General features: G+C 69.9%; 15 protein-coding genes. 7 read left to right on the plus strand and 8 right to left on the minus strand.

Annotation, left to right across the window (positions count from 1 at the left end; translation table 11 throughout):
• Positions 1-797 (plus strand): phytoene desaturase family protein (locus tag WA967_RS07290; RefSeq protein ID WP_424420604.1); only part of this gene is annotated, 797 nt, incomplete at its 5' end.
• 61 nt (positions 798-858) lie between these two features.
• Positions 859-1869 (plus strand): ATP-dependent DNA ligase, encoded by a 1011-nt coding sequence (locus WA967_RS07295; RefSeq protein WP_424420915.1) that lies wholly within the window; start codon positions 859-861, stop codon positions 1867-1869.
• Positions 1870-1871: 2 nt separating this feature from the next.
• Here the strand turns inward: WA967_RS07295 and WA967_RS07300 are convergent, their stop codons facing one another.
• The 3 genes from WA967_RS07300 to WA967_RS07310 form a co-directional block, all read right to left on the minus strand.
• Positions 1872-2936, minus strand: coding sequence for a DNA polymerase domain-containing protein (locus WA967_RS07300; RefSeq protein WP_424420605.1), 1065 nt, complete (start codon positions 2934-2936; stop codon positions 1872-1874).
• Between the two features lie 69 nt (positions 2937-3005).
• Complete coding sequence (locus WA967_RS07305) at positions 3006-4142, minus strand: SseB family protein (RefSeq protein WP_424420608.1); 1137 nt, start codon at positions 4140-4142, stop codon at positions 3006-3008.
• A gap of 47 nt (positions 4143-4189) precedes the next feature.
• Positions 4190-6670, minus strand: coding sequence for an ATP-dependent helicase (locus WA967_RS07310; protein WP_424420611.1), 2481 nt, complete (start codon positions 6668-6670; stop codon positions 4190-4192).
• 174 nt (positions 6671-6844) lie between these two features.
• Between WA967_RS07310 and WA967_RS07315 the strand changes: the two genes are divergently transcribed.
• On the plus strand, positions 6845-7243 hold the full coding sequence (locus tag WA967_RS07315; protein WP_298867617.1) for a pyridoxamine 5'-phosphate oxidase family protein: 399 nt from the start codon (positions 6845-6847) through the stop codon (positions 7241-7243).
• A 14-nt stretch (positions 7244-7257) separates the two neighbouring features.
• Here WA967_RS07315 and WA967_RS07320 read toward each other — a convergent pair whose 3' ends face one another.
• Positions 7258-8241 carry a glycerophosphodiester phosphodiesterase family protein gene (locus WA967_RS07320; RefSeq protein ID WP_424420614.1) on the minus strand — a complete coding sequence of 328 codons (984 nt, stop codon included), beginning with the start codon at positions 8239-8241 and terminating at the stop codon, positions 7258-7260.
• Positions 8242-8330: 89 nt separating this feature from the next.
• Here WA967_RS07320 and WA967_RS07325 point away from each other — a divergent pair, with 89 nt between their 5' ends.
• From WA967_RS07325 to WA967_RS07340, 4 genes are all read left to right on the plus strand, one after another.
• Positions 8331-9290, plus strand: coding sequence for a Bax inhibitor-1/YccA family protein (locus WA967_RS07325; RefSeq protein WP_424420616.1), 960 nt, complete (start codon positions 8331-8333; stop codon positions 9288-9290).
• A 188-nt stretch (positions 9291-9478) separates the two neighbouring features.
• Positions 9479-9751, plus strand: a complete 273-nt coding sequence (locus WA967_RS07330; RefSeq protein ID WP_424420619.1) for a GlsB/YeaQ/YmgE family stress response membrane protein — start codon at positions 9479-9481, stop codon at positions 9749-9751.
• Between the two features lie 234 nt (positions 9752-9985).
• Positions 9986-11905 carry a TPM domain-containing protein gene (locus WA967_RS07335; protein WP_424420621.1) on the plus strand — a complete coding sequence of 640 codons (1920 nt, stop codon included), beginning with the start codon at positions 9986-9988 and terminating at the stop codon, positions 11903-11905.
• 4 nt (positions 11906-11909) lie between these two features.
• The gene (locus tag WA967_RS07340) at positions 11910-12563 is read left to right on the plus strand and encodes a DNA alkylation repair protein (protein WP_424420624.1); all 654 of its coding nucleotides are present in this window, start codon (positions 11910-11912) and stop codon (positions 12561-12563) included.
• Between the two features lie 8 nt (positions 12564-12571).
• Here the strand turns inward: WA967_RS07340 and WA967_RS07345 are convergent, their stop codons facing one another.
• From WA967_RS07345 to WA967_RS07360, 4 genes are all read right to left on the minus strand, one after another.
• Positions 12572-13957: a glycosyltransferase gene (locus tag WA967_RS07345; RefSeq protein ID WP_424420627.1), complete on the minus strand. Its 1386-nt coding sequence runs from the start codon at positions 13955-13957 to the stop codon at positions 12572-12574.
• Between the two features lie 5 nt (positions 13958-13962).
• A complete protein-coding gene (gene guaA, locus WA967_RS07350) occupies positions 13963-15549 on the minus strand; it encodes a glutamine-hydrolyzing GMP synthase (protein WP_424420629.1) in 1587 nt (528 codons plus the stop codon).
• Positions 15546-16034: a DUF3817 domain-containing protein gene (locus WA967_RS07355; protein ID WP_424420632.1), complete on the minus strand. Its 489-nt coding sequence runs from the start codon at positions 16032-16034 to the stop codon at positions 15546-15548. Before WA967_RS07355 ends, guaA begins: the two co-directional genes overlap by 4 nt.
• A gap of 140 nt (positions 16035-16174) precedes the next feature.
• On the minus strand, positions 16175-20752 hold the full coding sequence (locus tag WA967_RS07360) for an ExeM/NucH family extracellular endonuclease (protein WP_424420634.1): 4578 nt from the start codon (positions 20750-20752) through the stop codon (positions 16175-16177).
• Positions 20753-20774 lie beyond the last annotated feature (22 nt).

Below are 20774 nucleotides of genomic sequence, written 5' to 3' on the forward strand. Positions count from 1 at the left end.
TCGCCGATGCGCTGCGCGCCGACCTCGAGGCTCACGGCGGGGGCATCCGCTCGGGCGAGCACGTGCGGGACCTCTCCCGACTCGACTGGGGCGACCCCGCTCGAGGGGATCTGCTGCTGCTGAGCACCTCGCCGAGGCTCGCCCTCACGCATCCGGACATCCCCGCCGGCTATGCCAGGGCGCTGCGCGGGTACCGCTACGGCCCCGCGGCGGCGAAGGTGGACTTCGCGCTGGACGGCCCGGTGCCGTGGACGAACCCCGATGTGGCACTGGCCCCGACCGTGCACGTCGGCGGCACGCGCGACGAGGTGTGGGCCAGCGAGCGGGCCGTGGCCCGCGGCTCGGTCAGCGAGCGCCCGTACGTGCTGGCCGTGCAGCCCTCGGTGCTCGATGACACCAGGGCGCCGGCCGGCAAGGCGGTGCTGTGGGCGTACATCCATGTCCCGGCGGGGTCGGGGCTGGATGCCACGGAGCTGATCACCCGGCAGGTCGAGCGCTTCGCGCCCGGGTTCCGCGATCGTGTGCTGGCGAGCGCGGCTGTGCCGGCATCCGCTCGGGAGGCGATCAACCCCAGCGAGATCGGCGGCGACGTGCTGGGCGGCGCGTTCACGCTGCGGCAGGCCTTCCGCCGGCCCGTGCTCTCTGCGTCGCCGTGGCGCACCCCCATGCGCGGCGTGTACCTGGCATCCGCCGCCACGCCCCCTGGCCCCGGCGTCTCGGGCATGTCCGGCTGGCTGGCCGCCCGCACCGCCCTGGCCGACGCGGGCCTGCCCCACGAGCTCCCCGACCTGTTCTAGCCCCCTCGACGGCAAGAGCGGGCGCGGCGAGAATGGGGGCGTGTACAAGATCCCTGCACCGATGCTCGCGAAGGCGGCTGCAGCCGTGCCTGACGACGCGAGGCGGCCGATGCTGTACGAGCCGAAGTGGGACGGATTCCGCGGACTGGTCGCCTGGGACGGTCACACGCTGGAGATCGGCTCGCGCGGTGCGAAACCCCTGACCAGGTACTTCCCCGAGCTCGTGGAGCAGCTTCCGCAGCTCCTTCCCGGCCCCTGCCTGCTGGACGGCGAGATCGTCGTGGCCACCGGATCCGGCGACCAGCGCCTGGACTGGGAGGCGCTCAGCCAGCGCATCCATCCCGCCGCGTCGCGGGTGGCGAAGCTCGCGGCCGAGACCCCGGCGATGTTCGTCGCCTTCGACCTGCTGGCGAAGGGCGACGAGGACCTTCAGCAGCTCCCGTTCCGCGAGCGACGCGCGATGCTGGAGCGGATGCTGGCCGGCGCCCGCTCCCCGCTGCATCTGACCCGCACGACCGACGACCCCGACCTGGCGCGCCGCTGGCTGGCGGAGTTCGAGGGCGCAGGTCTCGACGGCGTGGTCGCCAAGCCGCTGGATGACCCGTACGCACCCGGCAAGCGCGCGCTGATCAAGATCAAGCACGCTCGCACGGCAGATGTCGTGGCGCTCGGCTACCGCATCCACAAGAGCGGCTCGGGCGTCGGTTCGCTGCTGGTGGGGCTGTACGGCGGGGACGGCGAGCTGAGGCAGGTCGGCGGCGTGGCCGCGTGGACGGATGCGATGCGTCGGCAGCTCGTCGACGACCTGGCTCCCCTGGTGGAGCGCGACGAGTCCGGCGCTGTGGTGACCGGCGAGGGTGAGCGCTCCCGTTTCACCGGCGCGAAGGACGTCTCGTTCGTGCGGCTGCGTCCGGAGCGCGTGCTGGAGGTGCGCTACGACCAGCTGGAGGGCGCGCGGTTCCGGCACACCGTGCAGTTCGAGCGCTGGCGACCCGACCGCGACCCGCGTTCGTGCACGTACGCGCAGCTCGAGGTCGTCCCCTCGTACGCCCTCTCCGACGTCCTCACCTGACGTCACTCGGGCCAGTTCTCGGCGACCTTCTTCGAGGGCTGCACGCGAGGGGGCTCGCCGGGCATCTTCGGGAACTCCGGGGGGAAGGACAGCTCGCCGAGGCCGTTCGACACGTCCCGCTCCCACCACTGCAGCAGCGTGTCGATGCGGCCGGGAGACTCCTGCATCCGCCCCCACGGGTCGCCGACCTCGGCGAGCCTGCCCGGGATCGTGCGGATCGTGAACCGGGTCGGATCCACGTCGTCGAGTTCGTCCCACTCGATCGGAGTCGACACCGGCGCGCCGGGCCTGGCGCGCGGGCTGTACGCCCCGGCCATGGTGCGATCGCGGTTGGCCTGGTTGAAGTCGACGAAGATGCGCCGCCCGCGCTCCTCCTTCCACCAGCTCATGGTCACGGCATCCGGCATCCGCCTCTCCAGCTCCCGCCCCGCCGCGATGACGGCGTGACGAACGGTGAGGAACTCCCACTCCGGCATGATCGGGCAGAACACATGCAAGCCGCGGTTGCCGCTGGTCTTGATGAACGGCTCCAGCCCCGCCTCGCGCAGCACTGCGCGCAGCTCGTGCGCGGCGACGATCGCCTCCGCGATGCCGGTCCCGGGCTGCGGATCCAGGTCGATGCGCAGCTCCACGGGGTTGTCGGTGTTCGCGGCGAGCGACGCCCACGGGTGGAACACGATCGTGTTCATCTGCACGGCCCACACGATGGCGCTGGTGCGGTTCAGCACGATCTGCGGGTGGCTGCGGCCGGAGTTGTACGTGACGGTCACGGCATCGACGAAGTCGGGTGTGCCCTTGGGCGGATTCTTGGAGAAGAACCCGCCGGCGCCGGGATCGCCGTCGTCTCCGGAAGAGCGGATGCCATCGCGAAACCGCTCCAGTGACACCGGACGATGCCCGTTGGCCGCGAGGAACGGCTCGGACACCTGCTGCACGTACTCCGCGTACTCCGCCTTGGTGATGCCGTCACCGCCGTCGGGCCAGATCACCTTGTTCGGGCTGGACAGCGAGACCTCACGCTCGCCGTCGGCGTCGGTGACTCTCAGACTCACGCGCTCGGATGCCATGTGCCGACCCTACGTGTTCCGCGGGCGCCGCGACAGCGGCATCCGCCGCGTCGGTGCGACTCGGCGGATTCAGTCCTCGTCGCCGAGATCGACGGCCAGCACCATCACGGCGCTGAGGTCCTCGCGCTCGATGGCGATGGAGGGCCCTGCGATGTCGACCAGGATGCCGGCGATCTCGCTGTGATCGGTGAGCACCTTCGCCAGCTGCTCGGGCTCGAACGGCATGGGCTGGTCCTTGCGCCCCAGCACGACGACCTCCAGCGGGTGCGAGAAGATCTGCAGGAAGCGGCGTCCGTCGGTGGTGTGCGCCTCGGCGATGCCGACCGGCTGACCGTTGGTGCCGTCGTTGATGGCCACCCAGGTGCGCGTCTTCGCCAGCGCCTCGGCGATCTTGACAGGCGTCTCCTCGTCGCGCGGGCCTGCCAGCAGCGCCTTGACGCGCGTGGCGGCGTCGCCCTGCTCGAGAGCGCGCTGCAGCAGCTCGGTGGGGAAGACCACGCGGTGCGGGCCCGAGGAGTTGTCGATGATGATGCCGGTGAATCCGCCGTCGACGACCTGCTGGTAGATCGCGGTGACCGGCTGCGCGATGGCGGAGGTGGATGCCGCGTCCTCCTCGCTGGTCACGGATGCCCGCAGCGCTGCGCCCGAGCTGTACGCCAGCATGAACGACTGGTCCTCATCGCGGATGATGCTGATCGAGAGCGGCTCGTCCGAGGCCATCTGCTCGCGCGCGTCGCCGTGCACGCGCAGGTACAGATGCCCCTGCAGCGACTGGCGCATGACGCCCAGCAGCTGTTCGTTGGTGGCGCCCTCCTCGACCTGCGCGAGGGCCTCGCGCAGCAGCACGTTGTCGATCAGGCCCTCGACCGTGTGGGTCTGCTCGGGTGGCATGGCGGGTGCAAGCGGCAGGTTCACGCCGCCCATCCCCAGGGGGGCGCCTGCGCCCGTCGCGGTGCCGGGAACCTGCACGGGAGCCTCGGTGTCCGCTGCGCCCGCCTCGGCCACCGCGGGAGTCTCCGGAGGCAGCTGCAGTGCGGGGCCGGCCTCGGCGCCGACGCCGCGGAACGCCTGCACGGAGATGCCCACGGAGGGGACGGGTGCGGCGGGTGTATCGGGCTGGGCCTCGTCGGCGGCGGTGTCGACAGGGGCTTCGGGCTCGACGTCCGGCTGGGAGTCGGACTTCTTACGGCGGGAGAAGAGGGCCATATGTGTCAGCCTAATCTCCGTGCCGGGGTGCTCCGCCACGGCATCCGCTACAGCTTGACGATCGGCGCGATCTTGATCAGCAGCTTCTTCTGCCCGGCGGTGTCGAACCGCACATGCGCGATGCGCTTGGCGCCGTCGCCGGTCACCGCATCCACACGCCCCTCGCCGAAGTCGTCGTGCCGGATGCGGTCACCAGCCGCCAGTTCGAGGTCGCCGTTGTCGCGCACCTTGGCCGTGACTTTGTTGGGGAAGCGGTCCATGGCGGTGGACAGCGGCTTGAGGCCGTCCCTCTTGGGCAGCGCCTTCACGCCGAAACGATCGTCGCCACGGGAGCCGCCCCAGCCGCCGGAGCGCCGCGCGTTGAGCGCCCGCGACTGCATGCCGCCGCGGGAGTTGACGTCGCCCGGCGACTGGCGCCAGTCGATGAGCTCGGCGGGGATCTCCTGCAGGAACCGGCTGGGCATCGCCACCGACACCTCGCCGAACTGCGCGCGCGTCATGGCCAGCGACAGGTGCAGGCGCTTGCGGGCACGGGTGATGCCCACGTAGAACAGCCGCCGCTCCTCCTGCGGGCCGCCCGGCTCGCCGGCCGAGATGCGGTGCGGGATGAGGTCCTCCTCGACGCCCGTGACGAACACGGCGTCGTACTCCAGGCCCTTCGCGGTGTGCATGGTCATCAGCGAGACCACGCCGGACTCGTCGTCCAGATCATCGGCATCCGAGACCAGCGCGACCTCGGTGAGGAAGTCGACGATGGTGCCGTCGGGGTTGTTGCGGGCGAAGTCGCGGGCGACGGCGACGAACTCGTCGAGGTTCTCGAGCCGGGCCTCGTCCTGCGGGTCGCGGCTGGCGCGCAGCGCGTCGAAGTAGCCGCTCTTCTGCAGCAGCACGGTCAGGCCCTCGGCCACCGAGGTGGACGGCGGGACCTCGCCGGATGCCGGCTGCACGATCTCCGCAGCCTCTGCAAGCACCGCGTCGAGCCGGGCGATGGCCGCCTGCAGCTTGGGGCCCACGCCGAGGTCGCCCGCATGCCGCAGCGCATCGCGGAAGCTGATGCCATGCTGCTCCGCGAACATGCCGATCGAGGTCTCGGTGACGGCTCCGATGCCGCGACGCGGCCTGTTGAGGATGCGGCGCAGTGCCATGTCGTCGGCAGGGTTCGCGACCGCGACCAGGTACGCCAGCGCGTCCTTGATCTCGGCTCGCTCGTAGAACTTCGTGCCGCCCATGATCTTGTACGGCACGGCCGCGCGGATGAAGATCTCCTCCAGCGCACGGGACTGCGAGTTGGTGCGGTAGAACACCGCCATCTCGGAATACGGGAAGCCCTCACGGCGCAGTCGCTCGACCTCATCGGCGACGAACTGCGCCTCGTCGTGCTGCGAGTAGCCGGTGAAGCCGACGATCTTCTCGCCTGCGCCCTTGTCGCTCCACAGGTTCTTCGCCTTGCGGTCGAAGTTGTTGCCGATGAGCGCGTTGGCGGCCGAGAGGATGTTCTGCGTGGAGCGGTAGTTCTGCTCGAGCAGCACGACCCTGGCACCGGGGAAGTCGCGCTCGAACTCGGTGATGTTGCGGATGTCGGCGCCGCGGAACGCGTAGATGGACTGGTCGGAGTCGCCGACCACGGTCAGCGAGGCGCCCTGGGTCGCCTCCCCGGCGGCCACCGCCGGCTCGGGTTCGAAGATCATCATGCCGTTGGAGGCATACGGCTCCTTGTGGCCATGGGTCCCTGAGCCTGTCGAAGGGTCGACGGGCTTGGTGAGCTCCCGGATGAGCGAGTACTGGGCATGGTTGGTGTCCTGGTACTCGTCCACGAGGATGTGCCGGAAGCGCCGCCGGTACACGTTGGCGACCTTCGGGAACGCCCGGAACAGGAACACCGTCTGCGCGATGAGGTCGTCGAAGTCGAAGGCGTTGGCCTTCTGCAGCGCCCGCTGGTAGTCGCTGAAGACCTCGACGAAGGTGCGCTCGGCGGGGTCGGACATGTTCGCCTGACGGGCGTAGCCCTCGGCATCCAGCAGCTCGTTCTTGAGCTTGGAGATGCGCGACTGCGCGGCTCCCGGCGTGAGCCCATAGGCGTCCGCCTCGTGCTCCTTGACCAGCCGTTTCAGCAGCGCCCTGGAGTCGCCGGAGTCGTAGATGGTGAAGGACCTCGTGAAGCCGAACTGCTCGGCCTCACGGCGCAGGATGCGCACACAGGCGGAGTGGAACGTGGAGATCCACATGCCGCGCGCGACATCTCCCACCAGCCCCTGCACGCGGTCGCGCATCTCGCCGGCGGCCTTGTTGGTGAAGGTGATGGCCAGGATCTGGCTGGGCCAGGCCTCGCGCTGCTGCAGCAGCAGGGCGATGCGGCGGGTGAGCACGCTGGTCTTGCCGGAGCCGGCGCCCGCGACGATCAGCAGCGCGTTCCCGCGATAGGTCACGGCCTCGCGCTGCTGCGGGTTCAGTCCGGCCAGCAGCGCGTCGCGCCCGTCTGAGGGGCGAGGGCCGGAGGATGCGGGGACGATGAGTGGGGCGTCGGTCATGGCCCTTCGAGTTTAGGCTGTGCCCCCGACACCCGCCCGGTCGTCGTGCTCCCGGCATCCCGGCGAGCGCACGATCGTCGACACCGCCTGGGATACCGCCGTGACGCCGCGCCACCGGGCGCGTTACCATCGAGCCACGGCTGCCCCTCTTCGGGCGGCGTGGGAGGCAGGCCCATGATCGACATTCTCGACGAGTCGGAGTGCTTCGCGCTGCTCGGATCCACCACGGTGGGGCGCGTCGGCATCATGCGCAGCGGGCGGATCGAGATCATCCCGGTGAACTACCGGCTGGACGGGCGCGACGTGCTGCTGCGGACCAAAGCCGAAGGAGCCCTCGCCGGGCTCCCCGACGAGCCCACCGTCGCCTTCGAGGTCGATCACCACGATGATCTCGCGGGCACAGGGTGGAATGTCCTCCTGAACGGGACGGTCCGGGCTATGACCCCGGACGAGGTGTCGTCCATGCCCGGCGCTCTGCGAGTGCGCCCCTGGGCGGGTGGCGAGCGCGAGCTCTGGCTGCGCTTCACGGCCGACCAGGTGTCCGGTCGCCGCGTGCGCCGATCGCAGGCCTGAATCCCCGTCCGACCTCAGCGGAAGAACGCGACGCCCAGGTCGGCGTGGTCGACGAAGACGCCGTCAAGGCCGGTGTCGGCGAGCACCTGCCACTCGGCCTCATAGTCCCCGAAGGCGGCCTTGCCGCCCCCGGTGCGGAACCGCTCCGAGAGGAACTGGTTCTCCGGCCGGCAGGTCCAGGTGAACACGCGCAGGCCCCTGGCGTGCGCGTCAGGGACGACCGTGGACCCCGGCTCCAGAAGCATCCGCTTGTTGACGCTGATGCCGTCGACTGCCCCCTTCAGCCCGTCCAGACCGTCCGCGGTGACGAACGACGCGTAGTCGGGCGCATCGCGCCCGAGCCGGTCGACCAGGTCGAAGGGCCTGCCGTTCGCCTCGATCAGGTACACGAAGGACGCCGCGATGCCGGTGCGCTGCAGCCGCGTCAGCACGGTCTGCTCGAAGGACTCGATCACCAGCGGCAGTTCGCCCGACGCCCAGCCTCCCGCACGCAGGTCGCGCTCGATCAGAGGGACGAGATCCAGCCCGATCGAGGCGAAGTGCGTGGCGTGCTTCACCTCGAGCACCAGGCCGATCTCACGCCCGTGCTCGGCGGACGCGTCTCGGATCATCGCCAGCAGGTCCGGCAGGCGAAGGATCGGCTGCCGGCCGTCGAACGTCGCACTCGAGGTGCGGATGCGCGGCAGGCGCTCGCGGGTGCGCAGCGCGGCCAGCTCGTCCCAGGTGAAGTCCTCGGTGAACCAGCCCGTCAGCCTCTCGCCGTCGATGCTCTTCGTCGTGCGGCGGTCGGCGAACTCCGGATGCTCGGCGACATCGGTCGTGCCGGAGATCTCGTTCTCGTGCCGGATGACCAGCACGCCGTCGCTGGTGGCCACGACGTCGGGCTCGACGGCGTCCACCCCCATCGCGAATGCCAGCTCGTACGAGGAGCGGCTGTGCTCGGGACGGTAGCCGGGGGCACCACGATGCCCGATGATCAGCGGGATTCTCCTGGGCACGTTCTCAGCGTAAAGCACCCCGTTCATAGGCGGGCACCAGTATCGTTGAGGAAAGAGTTGACCGATCCCTCGGGAGCAGAGGCCACACCATGAGCAACTTCGTCTTCAACAACCCGGCGTTCCAGCAGCAGGATCCGCGCAAGGTCGCCACATACCCGGGCGCGCCCGGCAGCGCCCGGCAGGGGCAGAACGCGCCGGGGCAGTACGCCCCGCCGCCGCCCGCTGCGGCAGCGCAGCAGGCCGCGTTCGGCCAGGCCGGCATCAACGCCGCCGCCCAGGCCAACCTCGAGGGCATGTACACCGCCCCGTCGGCCGGCGCCATCGAGACAGACCGGATGACGGTCGAGGACACGGCATGGAAGACCGCCGGCCTGTTCGGCATCCTGCTGGTGGCGGCGGCCGTCGGCTGGGTGTGGACGCTCGGCGGAGTCGTCGCGCGGCCCGGCGCCATCGCCTCCATCCTCCCGTGGATGATCGGCGCCTTCGGCGGATTCGTCCTGGCCATGATCGTCACCTTCACGTCCCGCAAGAAGGTCCGTCCCGGGCTGATCTTCGGCTACGCGGTCTTCGAGGGCCTGTTCGTCGGCGGCATCTCGGCGTTCTTCGAGACCATGTGGCCTGGCCTGGTCATGCAGGCGACGCTGGCGACGGTGGCCGTCGTCGGCGTGACGCTCGCGCTGTTCGCCAGCGGCAAAGTCCGCGCGTCCGCCAAGATGACCAAGATCGTGATGATCGCCATGATCGGGTACCTGGTGTTCCAGGTGATCAACCTGATCATGATGTGGACCGGCGCAATCGACAGCTCGTACACCTTCGGCGCCTACAGCATGAAGATCGCCGGCATCCCGGTGGGCCTCATCATCGGCATCCTCGTGGTCTTCATGGCCGCCTACTCGCTGGTGATGGACTTCGACCAGATCCAGCAGGGCGTGCGCAACGGCGCTCCCCGCAAGTACGGCTGGGTCGGCGCGTTCGGCATCATGGTCACCGTCGTGTGGCTGTACGTCGAGATCCTGCGCATCCTCGCGATCCTGCGCGGCAGCGACTGATCCCGCTCTCTCCGCAGAACGGCCGCTCTCCTCGGAGGGCGGCCGTTTCTCGTCGACCCGCCAGGCGATAGACGATCGCAGATCGCATGGCGACCGGCATGCGCAAGGGGGTTCACGGATGTCGCGGAATGGGTGAGGATGCTCTAGCGGCAACCGGCCGCAGCACACAGAACAGAACGGAGACTCCCATGAGCTTCCTCGGATTCCTTCTCCTCGGCCTCATCGCCGGTGCCATCGCGAAGCTGATCCTTCCCGGCAAGCAGGGCGGCGGATGGTTCGTCACGCTGATGCTCGGCGTCGTCGGCGCGCTGCTGGGCGGCTGGCTCGGAGGCATGCTGTTCGGCGCGAACCTCGCGGAGTTCTGGAGCCTGCAGAGCTGGCTGCTGGCCATCGGCGGCTCGATCATCGTGCTGCTGATCTACGGCCTCATCGTCGGACGAGGGGACCGCAGCCGGGCCTGACGCCAGGGCACGACCCCAGGGGAGGCGGATCGGGGGATCCGCCTCCCCTTCTCGAGTCCGGGTCCGGCCGCGCGCCGTCAGCTCCCGCATCCGCCGCCCGCCTCCGGACGCCCCCGGAACGGCCCCGACCGCGCTCCCTGCCATGATGGTGGCACGGAGGAGGGGCCGGTCGCACGAACCGCCTCGCGAACGGGAGGGCACGCGATGCGTGGACCACGGCGAATGATCTCGGCGATGATGAGCACGATCGCATTGGCGGGCGGCATGGTGCTCGCCGGCGCCGGTTCAGCATCCGCCGAACCCCCGCAGCAGCTCGGGCAGGGCTATGTCACCGATGAGTCAGGGGTGCTCAGCACCGCCGACGAGGAGCACCTCGAGCAGAGGCTGAGCGAGCTGGCATCCACGGACGGCGTGCCGGAGCTGTACGTGATCCTGGTGCCCGACTTCGAGGATCCGGGCAACGCCCTGCAATGGGCCGATGCCACCGCCCTGCGCACGGGACTCGGTTCCGATCAGTACCTGCTGGCCATCGCCACGGACGGGCGCTCCCTGGCCATCTCCGCCGAGTACGGCGGCGGAGGCGCCAAGTCCGGACCGCTGTCCGAGTCGCGCGTACTGGAGATCGAGGATCAGCTGGGCGCGGACTACCTGTCGCACGACGACTGGGCAGGCGGCATCGCGTTCGTGGCCGACGAATTCTCCGAGGTGCCGTGGCCGTGGTGGGCCTGGGTGCTGATCGTCGCAGGTGTGGCGCTGCTGATCTTCCTGATCACGCGGCTGGTCCTGCTGCTGCGCCGCAATGCCGCCCTGCGCGCAGAGCTGCGCACCCTCGAGGGGCAGAAGAAGCGGGCGTCCCGGCAGCTGGTGCGAACCGACGAGGCTGTCCGCACCAGTGAGCAGGAGCTGGGCTTCGTGACCGTGGAGTTCGGCGACGAGACCACCGCCGAGTACTCCGTCCTCCTGAAGTCCTGCCGGCAGCGACTGCAGGAGGCGTTCGAGCTGCTGCAGAAGCTCGAGGACGCCGAACCCGACACGCCGGCGGACACCCGCGCCTGGACGCAGCGGATCCTCGACCTGTGCGCGGGAGTGGATCGCGACGTGGACTCCCGCACGAAGGATCTCGCGGCGCTGCGGTCGCTGACGGTCGATGCGCCCGCCACGCTCGCGCGCCTGAAGGCAGCCAGGGCTGATGCGTCGGGGCTGCAGGAGGAGGCCGCGAATCGACTGTCCGCGCTGGCAGCCGCCGTGCCCGCGACCGAGCTGGTGGGCATCGCGGGGAATCCGCAGGAGATCGGCCGCCGTCTGCGCGCGGCGGATGTGCAGCTCGGAACGCTGGAGGAGGCTGTCGCAGCGAAGCACTCGCGCGCGGTGGTGGAGTCCGTGCATGAGGTCGAGCGGCTGCTGGCCGAGGCGGTGTCGATGCGCGACGCCGTGATCGCACAAGCGGATGCCGTGGCGGCGCGTCGCCCGATCAGCGTCGGCCCCACCGCATCCGGCACCACGCTCGAACAGGCGAGAGCGGCCGTGCATGCCGCCGAGCTCTCGGTGCAGGCGCGCCCGGGAACGACCGGCGCTCTGGCGCTGCGCAGGCTGGCCCTCGCACGGCGGCACCTGAATTCGGCGATCGATGCGACGGACCCCGCAGAGGCGCGCAGCCACGCGTCATCCGCTCTGAGCGCCGCCCAGCAGGTGCAGTCGCTCATCCAGACCCCCGTGGCCTCGGGAGCGCGATTCGCGGCACCCGATCCCGTGCCCGAACGACCCGTGATGTACGACTCGCCGTCGAACGGTTCGGCGCGACGGCGCTGGAGCAGCACCGCCGGCGGAGACGACGAGGACGGCCCGACTGTGGGGAAGGCCCTCTGGGGCGCGGTCACAGGAGGCGTGGCCGGGACGTTCATCGGCTTCAGCATGGGCGGCGGCGAGGCCGGGCTGGTGCTGCCGTTCGCACTCGGCGGTGTCGTGATCGGCGCGATCTCCGGCGCATTCGGCGGGAGCGGCGGCGGCAGTTCGTCGGGCTGGGGTGGATCATCCCGCTCCTCGCGCTCGTCGTGGAGCTCGTCGCGGTCCAGCTCGTCACGCTCCTCGTTCAGCAGCCGCTCGTCGGGCGGCGGCAGCCGATCCTCCGGTCGGTCCGGCGGTCGGCACTTCTAGAACCATGGCCGACTCCCTCATCTCCGGCATCCGTGCCCGCCTGCGCGACCTCGCCGACCCCGCGCTGGCCCCCGGTCAGCAGGCGTACATGAAGTCGGCCATGCCGTTCCTGGGCGTGCGGGTGCCCGTCGTGCGGGCACTCGTGCGCGAGCTCGCGAAGGGGCAGTGCCCCTCGGAGAAGGCCGCACTGGACCTGTGGCGCGAGGCGGAGTTCCGCGAGGAGCGCTACGCCGCCCTGGCGCTGATGGCGCTGCCACCGCTGCGCGGGGATGCCGCGACGCTTCGCGTGCACGAGGAGATGATCCGCACCGGCGCCTGGTGGGACCTCGTCGACGAGGTCGCGCACCGGCTGCGCGAGCTGCTGGACGCGAACCCCGGCTTGGCGCTGGAGATGCGCATCTGGGCCGACGACGAGGACTTCTGGATCCGCCGCGCCGCCATCATCTGCCAGCTCGGACGACGGGATGCGACCGACCTGGACCTGCTGGAGTACGCGATCCTCGCCAGCATCGACGATCCGGAGTTCTTCATCCGCAAGGCCATCGGCTGGGCGCTGCGCGACCTGGCTCGCACGAACCCGGACTGGGTGCGCACGTTCGCCGCCCGGCATCCGCTCTCCCCGCTCTCCCGACGCGAGGCGCTGAAGCGCCTCGCGTGAGCGGCGTGCTACGCGCGGCGCGACGGGCGGGAGACGACCGCGCGGACCACGTCGGCCAGCGAACGCATGGCCGACCGATCGTCCCAGGGCGCCGCAGCGGACCGTGCCTCGGCCAGCAGGCGCTCGTGCAGCTCAGCATCCGAGAGCACCCGGTGCAGAGCGTCTGCCAGTGCCTGTTCGTCGCCGGCGGGCACCAGCACTCCCCCGCCGTCTGCGAGGATGTCGCGCAGACCGTACCGCACGTCGTACGAGACCACCGGGCAGCCGTGCGAGAGCGCCTCGACGATCGACAGCGGCTGCCCCTCGTACTGAGTCGCCGTCACCAGCAGCGAGGCCCGGTCCAGCACGGCGCCGGGGTCGGCGGTGAAGCCTGCCAGGCGCACACGGTCGTTCGCATCGAGGTCGTCGATGAGCTGCTGCAGCCTTTCCTGCTCGGCGCCGCCGCCCCACACCTCCATCCGCGTGCCGGGCACGTCGGCGGCGACGAAGGCGCGGATGGCGTGGTCCACGCGCTTGCCGGGCGCGAGTCGTCCCAGCGCGACGACCAGCCCCGGCTCGCGCCGGAGAGCGGATGCCGCGGGCGGCACGATCCCGTTGGAGACCAGCACATGCACGTCGCTCTCGCCGAACCGCGCCACCACGTCGGCGCGCTGCGAGCGGGTGGGCCAGGCGACCGCGTCGAAGCGATCGCACACCGCGAACCAGCGGGTCCACAGCGGGTTCATCGGACCGTCGACCTCGAACGGCGGCTCCAGGTGCATGGTGTGGATGGTGTGGATGATCCGCACGCGCGGGTCGTCCCACCCGGCGATGAGCTCGCCGAGCTGGCGGGACTCGCAGATCACGACCACCGTGCGCGTCGTCGACGCCGCCAGGTGGGTCAGCCAGGCCAGGTACAGCGCGCCGAAGCCCGCCAGCTCGCCGATCACATCTCCTGCGGCGTCGTACACGCGCACGGGGGCCGTGCTCAGGTGCCAGTCCGGGTTGCCGGCGATCACCGGCAGGGACAGGAACGGCCGGTTCTCGGCATCCGTCAGCACGCGGTCGGAATCGGCCGTGCCGACGGCGGGGACGGCATCCGCCAGTGCGGCACGCACCCACTCCGCCGCCCCGCCGCCTTCTGCGACCGCCTCGTCGAAGAGGTTGCGCAGACGGTCCGGCGCGACCAGAGCCCCGCGCTCGGCGAACACGGCACGATGCTCGGCGTGCGCGGCAGCCGTTCCGGGGTCGAAGGTCAGCAGCTGCGGGCCCAGACCGCCCTCGACACCCGCGGCCGCCATCTGGCGCGCTCGCGCGAGCGTCGCGATCGTGTAGCCGCCGTCGAGATCGGGGATCAGACGACTGGACAGGATGAAGAAGTCGGCATCCGGGAACACCGCCGCCTCATCCGCCATGCCGCTTACTCCCACTCGATGGTCGCCGGCGGCTTGGAGGTCACGTCGAGCACGACGCGGTTGATCTCGCGCACCTCGTTGGTGATGCGGTTCGAGATCTTCGACAGCACGTCATAGGGCAGGCGGGTCCAGTCGGCCGTCATGGCGTCCTCGCTGGAGACCGGGCGCAGCACGATCGGGTGGCCGTAGGTGCGGCCGTCGCCCTGCACGCCGACGGAGTGCACGTCGGCCAGCAGCACGACCGGGCACTGCCAGATGGTCTGGTCCAGGCCCGCCTTGCTGAGCTCCTCGCGGGCGATGGCGTCGGCCTCGCGCAGGATCTCCAGGCGGTCGCGGGTGACCTCGCCGATGATGCGGATGCCGAGACCCGGGCCGGGGAACGGCTGACGCCCGACGATGGCCTCGGGGATGCCCAGCTCCCGTCCGATGGCGCGCACCTCGTCCTTGAACAGGGCGCGCAGCGGCTCGACCAGCTCGAAGTCCAGGTCGTCGGGCAGCCCGCCCACGTTGTGATGCGACTTGATGTTGGCGGTGCCCGCACCGCCGCCGGACTCGACGACGTCGGGGTACAGGGTGCCCTGCACGAGGAACTTCACCGGAGCGCCACCGGACGCCTTGGCCTCCTCGACCAGGTCGCGCTGCACCTGCTCGAAGGCGCGGATGAACTCCCGGCCGATGATCTTGCGCTTGGTCTCAGGGTCGGTGACACCGGCCAGATGGCCGAGGAACGTGTCAGCCGCATCGACGGTGATCAGTCGCACGCCGGTGGACTCGACGTAGTCCTTCTCGACCTGCTCGCGCTCGCCCTTGCGCAGCAGGCCGTGGTCGACGAACACCGCGGTCAGCTGGTCGCCGATGGCCCTGTGCACGAGGGCTGTGGAGACGGCCGAGTCGACACCGCCGGAGAGCGCGGAGATGACGCGCGCGTCGCCGACCTGCTCGCGGATGCGCTCGATCTGCTCGGTGATCACACTGCTGCTGTTCCAGTCGGCGGGCAGGCCGGCGCTGCGGTGCAGGAAGTTCTCCAGGATCTCCTGGCCGTGGTCGGAGTGCTTCACCTCGGGGTGCCACTGCACGCCGTAGAGCTTGCGCTCCTCGTTCGCGAAGGCCGCGACCTTGGTGGCGTCGGTGGTGGCCAGCACCTCGAAGCCCTCGGGGGCCCGGGACACCTGGTCGCCGTGGCTCATCCAGACGTTCTGCTCGGCGGGCTGGCCGGCGAGCAGAGTGCTCGACGTCTCGGGGATGTGCGCGTCGGTGGCGCCGTACTCGCGCAGGCCGGTGTTGGCGACCTCGCCGCCGAGGGTCTGCGCCATGTACTGGAAGCCGTAGCAGATGCCCAGTGTCGGCACGCCCAGCTCGAACACCGCCGGGTCCAGCTTGGGTGCGCCCTCCTCGTACACCGACGAGGGACCACCGGTGAGGATGATCGCGACGGGGTTCTTCGCCGCGATCTCGTCGGCCGTGGAGGTGTGCGGCACGATCTCGCTGTACACGCCGGCCTCGCGGACGCGACGGGCGATCAGCTGCGCGTACTGCGCGCCGAAGTCGACGACGAGCGTGGGACGCTGCTGGGTCTCGGACTGTTCGGTCAACGGGCACCTTCCGGGGCTGAATTCTGGGACGCTGAGCCTGGTGAGGCCTCAGCGGCCTCGCGTGCGGAGAGATAGCTCTTCATCTCGCGCGACACGCGCGCCTCCATGAAGAACGACAGGAACGGGACGACGCCGCCGAGCATGAGCAGCAGCAGGCGCAGCAGCGGCCAGCGCATGAGGCTCCACATGCGGAAGCAGGCGAACAGGTACACGACGTAGAACCAGCCGTGCACGATCAGCACGCCCAGCGACAGGTTGACCCCGTCGCCCATGGACTGCAGGCCGTCGGCGCCCTCGGCGACCGGCGCGAACCACAGGAACCCGCCCGATCCCCCCAGGAACAGCTCGAGGTGGATGGGCGTGTACTTCAGCACCATCTCCGTGACCAGCAGGAGCAGCATGACACCGGTGATGATCGACGCGATCTGATAGAACTTCAGCGCGCCGCGGATCGCCGGGAAGCTGGCGATTTTGGGCTCGGGCATGGACACAAGTCTACTGGGCGGATACCGTGCGCCCTCCCGCCGCCCGGAGCACTCGGTCGAGATGCGCGCGGCACGGCAGGAGGCCGCCGGGATCGCTCCCGACGGCCTCCTGCCGTGTGCTCACACGATGCGGGTGATGATCAGAACCATTCGGAGATGATGCCGAGCACCCAGTCGACGATGCCCTGCACGACATGCCCGATGCCACCCTTGCGGTTGACGTGCACCACCGCGGTCGCTGCGTCGCCGTCGGCCTGCGAGACCGAGACCGTGTAGACGCCGGGATGGGTCGCCGCCGGCACGGTCACGGATGCCGAGAACGAGCCGTCCTCGCCGACCTTCACGGTGCCGAGGCCGATCGCCTTGCCCTTCTTGGGCACCAGCTGCACCGTGACGGTCTCACCAGGCTGGTAGCCCTCGCCGTCGATCGTCAGCGTCTTGCCCGCGGCGACCTTCGACGAGCCCAGCGAGATGGTCCCGGCGAACTCGCCGGGCTGCGCGTCCTCGGCGAACGCGACAGGCAGCACCACGGCCTGACCGACGTCCGGCATGACCGTGAGCGTCTTGCCCGCAGCATCCGCCGGAACGGTGAACGTGTACGTCGCGGCACCGGCCTCGTCATAGGCATCCGTCACGGCGACGGTCACCGGGGCGGTGCCGAGCACGGCGTCTCCGAGCGCGAACGTCACCTCGGTGGGCGTCTGCTCACCGGCGCTGAACGCCAGCGAGGAGAGATCAACGGTCACCTGGTCGCCGACCTGGTAGCCGTCGGCCGGGGCCGCCGGCGTGATGTTCGCACCCACCGCGCGCTGACCGAGGTCGGGCGTCGCGGTCCTGTTCGCCGTGAACCAGTCCACCATCGACTGCAGGTCGACCTTGCCGGTGTCCTTCTTGTCGGCGCCCTGGGCGAGAGTGGCGAAGTTGTCGCCGCCGGCCGCCAGGAACGAGTTGGCTGCGACCAGGTACGACGCGGCAGGGTCCACGGCCTCGCCGTTCAGGGTCATCGAGGTGATGTGCGACCCCTGCGCAGCCGCCGGGTCGTACGTGTACGTCAGGCCCTTCGAGACGCCCAGCTTCAGGAACGGACGCGCCGACCCTGCCGGCTGCCACTGCTCCTCGAGCACGGACTTCAGCTGCGCCCCCGTGAGGCTCAGCGTGACCAGCGTGTTGGCGAACGGTTGCACCGATGCCGCCTCACGGTACGTCAGGTTGCCGTCGGGGTCGGTGTCGGACGTGCCCTTGTACGCCATCACCGTGCGGATGCCGCCGGGGTTCATCAGTGCGATCCGGGCTCCCGTGGACTCCCGCTGCACGTCGGCGATGAAGTTGCCGATGGTGGACTCGCCGCCGCGGTTCTCCGTCTTGCCGTCGCTCTGCAGGGCGCGGTTGAAGTCGGCGGTGATCTCCCCCACCTTGACGTTGCCGAGGACGTCGGCCGCCTTCTTGGCGGCGTCGACGATGGCCTGGACTTCCGGCACGGCCGGGTAGTTGGGAACGATGACGGTCTTGCCGTCGGCGTCGGTCTCCTTGTGCGTGAGCGGCTTGATCTCGTTGGTGATCGAGAGCAGCCCGTGGGTTGCCGGGTCGATCTGAAGGTTCATCACGCCCATGTTCTCGCCGTACTGGCCCGCCGAGACGACCGGACGGCCGTCGATGACATGGTTGTAGGCGAGGTGCGTGTGCGCCGAGACGATCGCGCTGACGTCCTTGTCGACGCCGTAGACGATCTTGCCGAGCGCGGAGTCGGGCGTGATGCTGTCGACCGAGGTCGTCGTCGCGCCCTCGTGCACCAGCAGGATCACGACATCCGCCTCGCCGTTGCTCTCGTCGCCGTCGCGAAGAGCATCTGCTGCGGTGTTGACGGAGGCCACGACGCTGCGGACGTCGAGCTCCCGGATGCCGTCCGGCGAGACCAGGCTGCCCAGATCCTCGGTGACCGCGCCGACGAAGCCCACGCGCACGCCGTCGACCGTCTTCACCCACGATGGGGCGAGCGCGGTCTGGTCGGTGCCCTTCAGGAACACGTTGGAGTTAATGTACGCCCAGTCGGTCCGCTTGACGATGCGGTCGCGCAGGTCGGCCCAGCCCTTGTCGAACTCGTGGTTGCCGGTGGCGCTGACCTCGAGACCGGCGGCGCCCAGTGCGTCGATCGTGGGGTTGTCGTCCTGGATGAACGAGGTGAACGTCGACGCGCCGACCAGGTCGCCTGCGGCGGCGAAGATCGTGTTCGGATTCTTCGCGCGCACGTCCTTCACGGCGCCGGCGAGCACCGCGGCACCGGCTGCGGCGCCGTCGGCCTCGATGCGACCGTGGAAGTCGTTGATCGTGGCGATGTCGATGCTGATCGGCGGCACGGTGGCCGAGACGCCGACGAGGATCGGGTCGTGGTCGCTGGAGCGGAACGGCGTGCCCGCCTCGGTGGCGGCGAACGCGTAGCCGCGGTCGCTCCACTCCGGGGAGTTGATGTTCCAGACGCCGGCTCCGGTCACCGAGGCCGCGAGCGACGGCGACGCGATCACGTGGTCCAGGGAGCCGAGCTCGCCGTCGAACGAGTAGGTGTACTGGCCCGCGGCCTTGGCCGGAACCGTGTCGAGCCACCCCTGCGAGGTGAACACGTCGATCGGGTCCTCCTGGCCGTAGGCGTTGAAGTCGCCGATCAGCAGCATGTCGCCGCTGCCGGTGTCCTTCTTCAGCCTGTCGGTGAATGCCAGCAGCGACTGCGCCTGCTTCACGCGGTCGGCGTTGAAGAAGCCCTGCCCGTCGGCGGGCTCGGTGCCCGTGCCGGACTTCGACTTGAAATGGTTGGCCACGACGGTCACGGTGCGGCCGTCGATGTCGAACGCCTGAGCGATGGGCTCGCGGGCGTTGCCCCACACCGTCTCGTCGGTGATGGTCTGCGCCGCGCCCTGGGGCGTGACGGCAGCCTTCTTGTAGATGATGGCGCTGGTGATGAAGTCGGTCGTGGCCGGGTCCTGCAGCGCTGCGGGCGTGGGAACGTATGCCCAGACCTCGGAGCCGGCTGCGGCGTTCAGACCGCTGACCAGGTCGGCCAGCGCGGTGTCGATCGGCTCGCCGAGTCTGATCGAGTTCTCGATCTCCATCAGCGAGACGATCTCGGCGCCGGTGCCATTGATCGCCGCGACGATCTTGGATTTCTGGATGCTGAACTGCGCAGCATCCTTCGCGCCTCGAGCGTCGGCGTTCTGCGAGCTGAGCGTCGTGAAGTAGTTGTAGACGTTGAACGACGCGATCTGCACATCGCCGCCGACCGACGGCACCACCGGGCGCGGGTTCTTCGTCGTGAAGGACACCTTGTCGGCTGCGGGCGACGCCCCGGTGAGGGGCTTGGTCGGCTGCAGACGCCAGTCGTCGTGGTCGTACTGCAGCACCATGCTCTTGCCGGTGAAGTCGACGGCATCGCCGTTGCGGACCACGACGTCCTTGGTGAAGTACGGCTGGCCGTCGCCTCCGACCTTCGCGGAGTAACCGTCGTCGAGCAGGATGCGGTCCGCCCGATTCGCCTTGGCGATGGCATCCGCCTCCGCACCCGGACGCGTGGTCTCGGTGCTCTTGACGTTCAGCTCGCCGGGGTTCAGCCACAGCGTGCCGTAGTTGTACAGCTGGTGGCTGGACGCGATCAGGTAGTCGCCGGTGGGCGCGACGAGCATGTTCTCGTACGCCTCGCGATCGGCGCCCACGACGGTGGTGGGCAGCGCGACAGGGGCGGGCACGCCGACGCCCGCAGTGACGACGGAGACGTCGGCGGCGGATGCCGGGGCGATCTGCGTCTGGCCGTAGTGCTCGCTGACGGAGCCGTTGACCGAGACGAGGTCGCCGACGGCACCGGGGACGCTCTTGCCGTTCAGGTAGACGAAGACGCCGTCGGAGGAGCCGGCGGTCTTGCTGTCGCCGCCGGTGCCCGGCGTCTGGATGACGACGCCGCCGTAGCTGCCGGTCGCCCGGTAGTCGGCGGTGATGATGCCCTCGACGGTGACGGTCTTCCCGACCATCGGGGAGGTGTCGGTGGTGCCCTGCACGGCGGAGATGGAGACCTTCTCACCCGGCTGCGGGTCGGGATCGGGGTCGGTGCCCGGGTCGGTCGCCCCGGTCTCGCCCTTGGCGTTGGTCGGGGTGATCGATGCCGACAGCGAGAAGTCCGCGCCGTTGTCGTCGCTGTCCTTCGCGTCGGTGCGGCTCATGGACGGCGCATTCGAATTGCTCGTCGGCGCCTTCGCGACCGTGCCCTCGAACGAGTTCGAGGTGCCGTAGCCGAGCAGGTCGAGGATGCCGTCGACACCTGTCAGAGAGCCCGTTCCGGGGTTGATGGCGGCAGTGCCCTCGACGAGCGCGAGAGTTCCGGTGGTGCCGCTGAACGAGGCCCCGGTCGTGGCGTCGGCTGCGGGCAGCTCGGCGCCGGTCGCACCGTTGCTGCTGCCCTTGACCAGGTAGTGGCCGTGCGCCTTGATGGTGCCGGTGAGGGGGACGACCGCAGTGAACGCCGTCTCCGTGCCGGCCGCGCGGTACTGCAGCGAGGTGCCATCCAGCGCGACGTCGGCGTCGGTCGGGTTGTACAGCTCGACGAACTTGTTCTTGAACGCGGCGCCGGCGCTGCCGCCGGAGAGCGCCGCCTCGTTGATGACCACGCCCGTGCCGGCGGTGTTCGCGGAGGCGGGCGCGGCGATGAGCGTGCCGAAGCCCAGGGCGAAGGCGGTGGTCATGGCGAGGGCGCAGACGCGCCCC

The sequence above is a fragment of the Microbacterium sp. genome, from assembly GCF_049650565.1.
Lineage (GTDB): Bacteria > Actinomycetota > Actinomycetes > Actinomycetales > Microbacteriaceae > Microbacterium.

Excerpts from the sequence above, each read along its gene's own strand:
- WA967_RS07305 (WP_424420608.1), bottom strand. The coding sequence starts at position 4,142 with ATGGCCCTCTTCTCCCGCCGTAAGAAGTCCGACTCCCAGCCGGACGTC.
- WA967_RS07340 (WP_424420624.1), top strand. The coding sequence starts at position 11,910 with ATGGCCGACTCCCTCATCTCCGGCATCCGTGCCCGCCTGCGCGACCTC.
- WA967_RS07315 (WP_298867617.1), top strand. The coding sequence starts at position 6,845 with ATGATCGACATTCTCGACGAGTCGGAGTGCTTCGCGCTGCTCGGATCC.
- WA967_RS07355 (WP_424420632.1), bottom strand. The coding sequence starts at position 16,034 with ATGCCCGAGCCCAAAATCGCCAGCTTCCCGGCGATCCGCGGCGCGCTG.
- WA967_RS07300 (WP_424420605.1), bottom strand. The coding sequence starts at position 2,936 with ATGGCATCCGAGCGCGTGAGTCTGAGAGTCACCGACGCCGACGGCGAG.
- WA967_RS07295 (WP_424420915.1), top strand. The coding sequence starts at position 859 with ATGCTCGCGAAGGCGGCTGCAGCCGTGCCTGACGACGCGAGGCGGCCG.
- WA967_RS07345 (WP_424420627.1), bottom strand. The coding sequence starts at position 13,957 with ATGGCGGATGAGGCGGCGGTGTTCCCGGATGCCGACTTCTTCATCCTG.
- WA967_RS07335 (WP_424420621.1), top strand. The coding sequence starts at position 9,986 with ATGATGAGCACGATCGCATTGGCGGGCGGCATGGTGCTCGCCGGCGCC.
- WA967_RS07330 (WP_424420619.1), top strand. The coding sequence starts at position 9,479 with ATGAGCTTCCTCGGATTCCTTCTCCTCGGCCTCATCGCCGGTGCCATC.
- WA967_RS07310 (WP_424420611.1), bottom strand. The coding sequence starts at position 6,670 with ATGACCGACGCCCCACTCATCGTCCCCGCATCCTCCGGCCCTCGCCCC.
- WA967_RS07360 (WP_424420634.1), bottom strand. The coding sequence starts at position 20,752 with ATGACCACCGCCTTCGCCCTGGGCTTCGGCACGCTCATCGCCGCGCCC.
- WA967_RS07325 (WP_424420616.1), top strand. The coding sequence starts at position 8,331 with ATGAGCAACTTCGTCTTCAACAACCCGGCGTTCCAGCAGCAGGATCCG.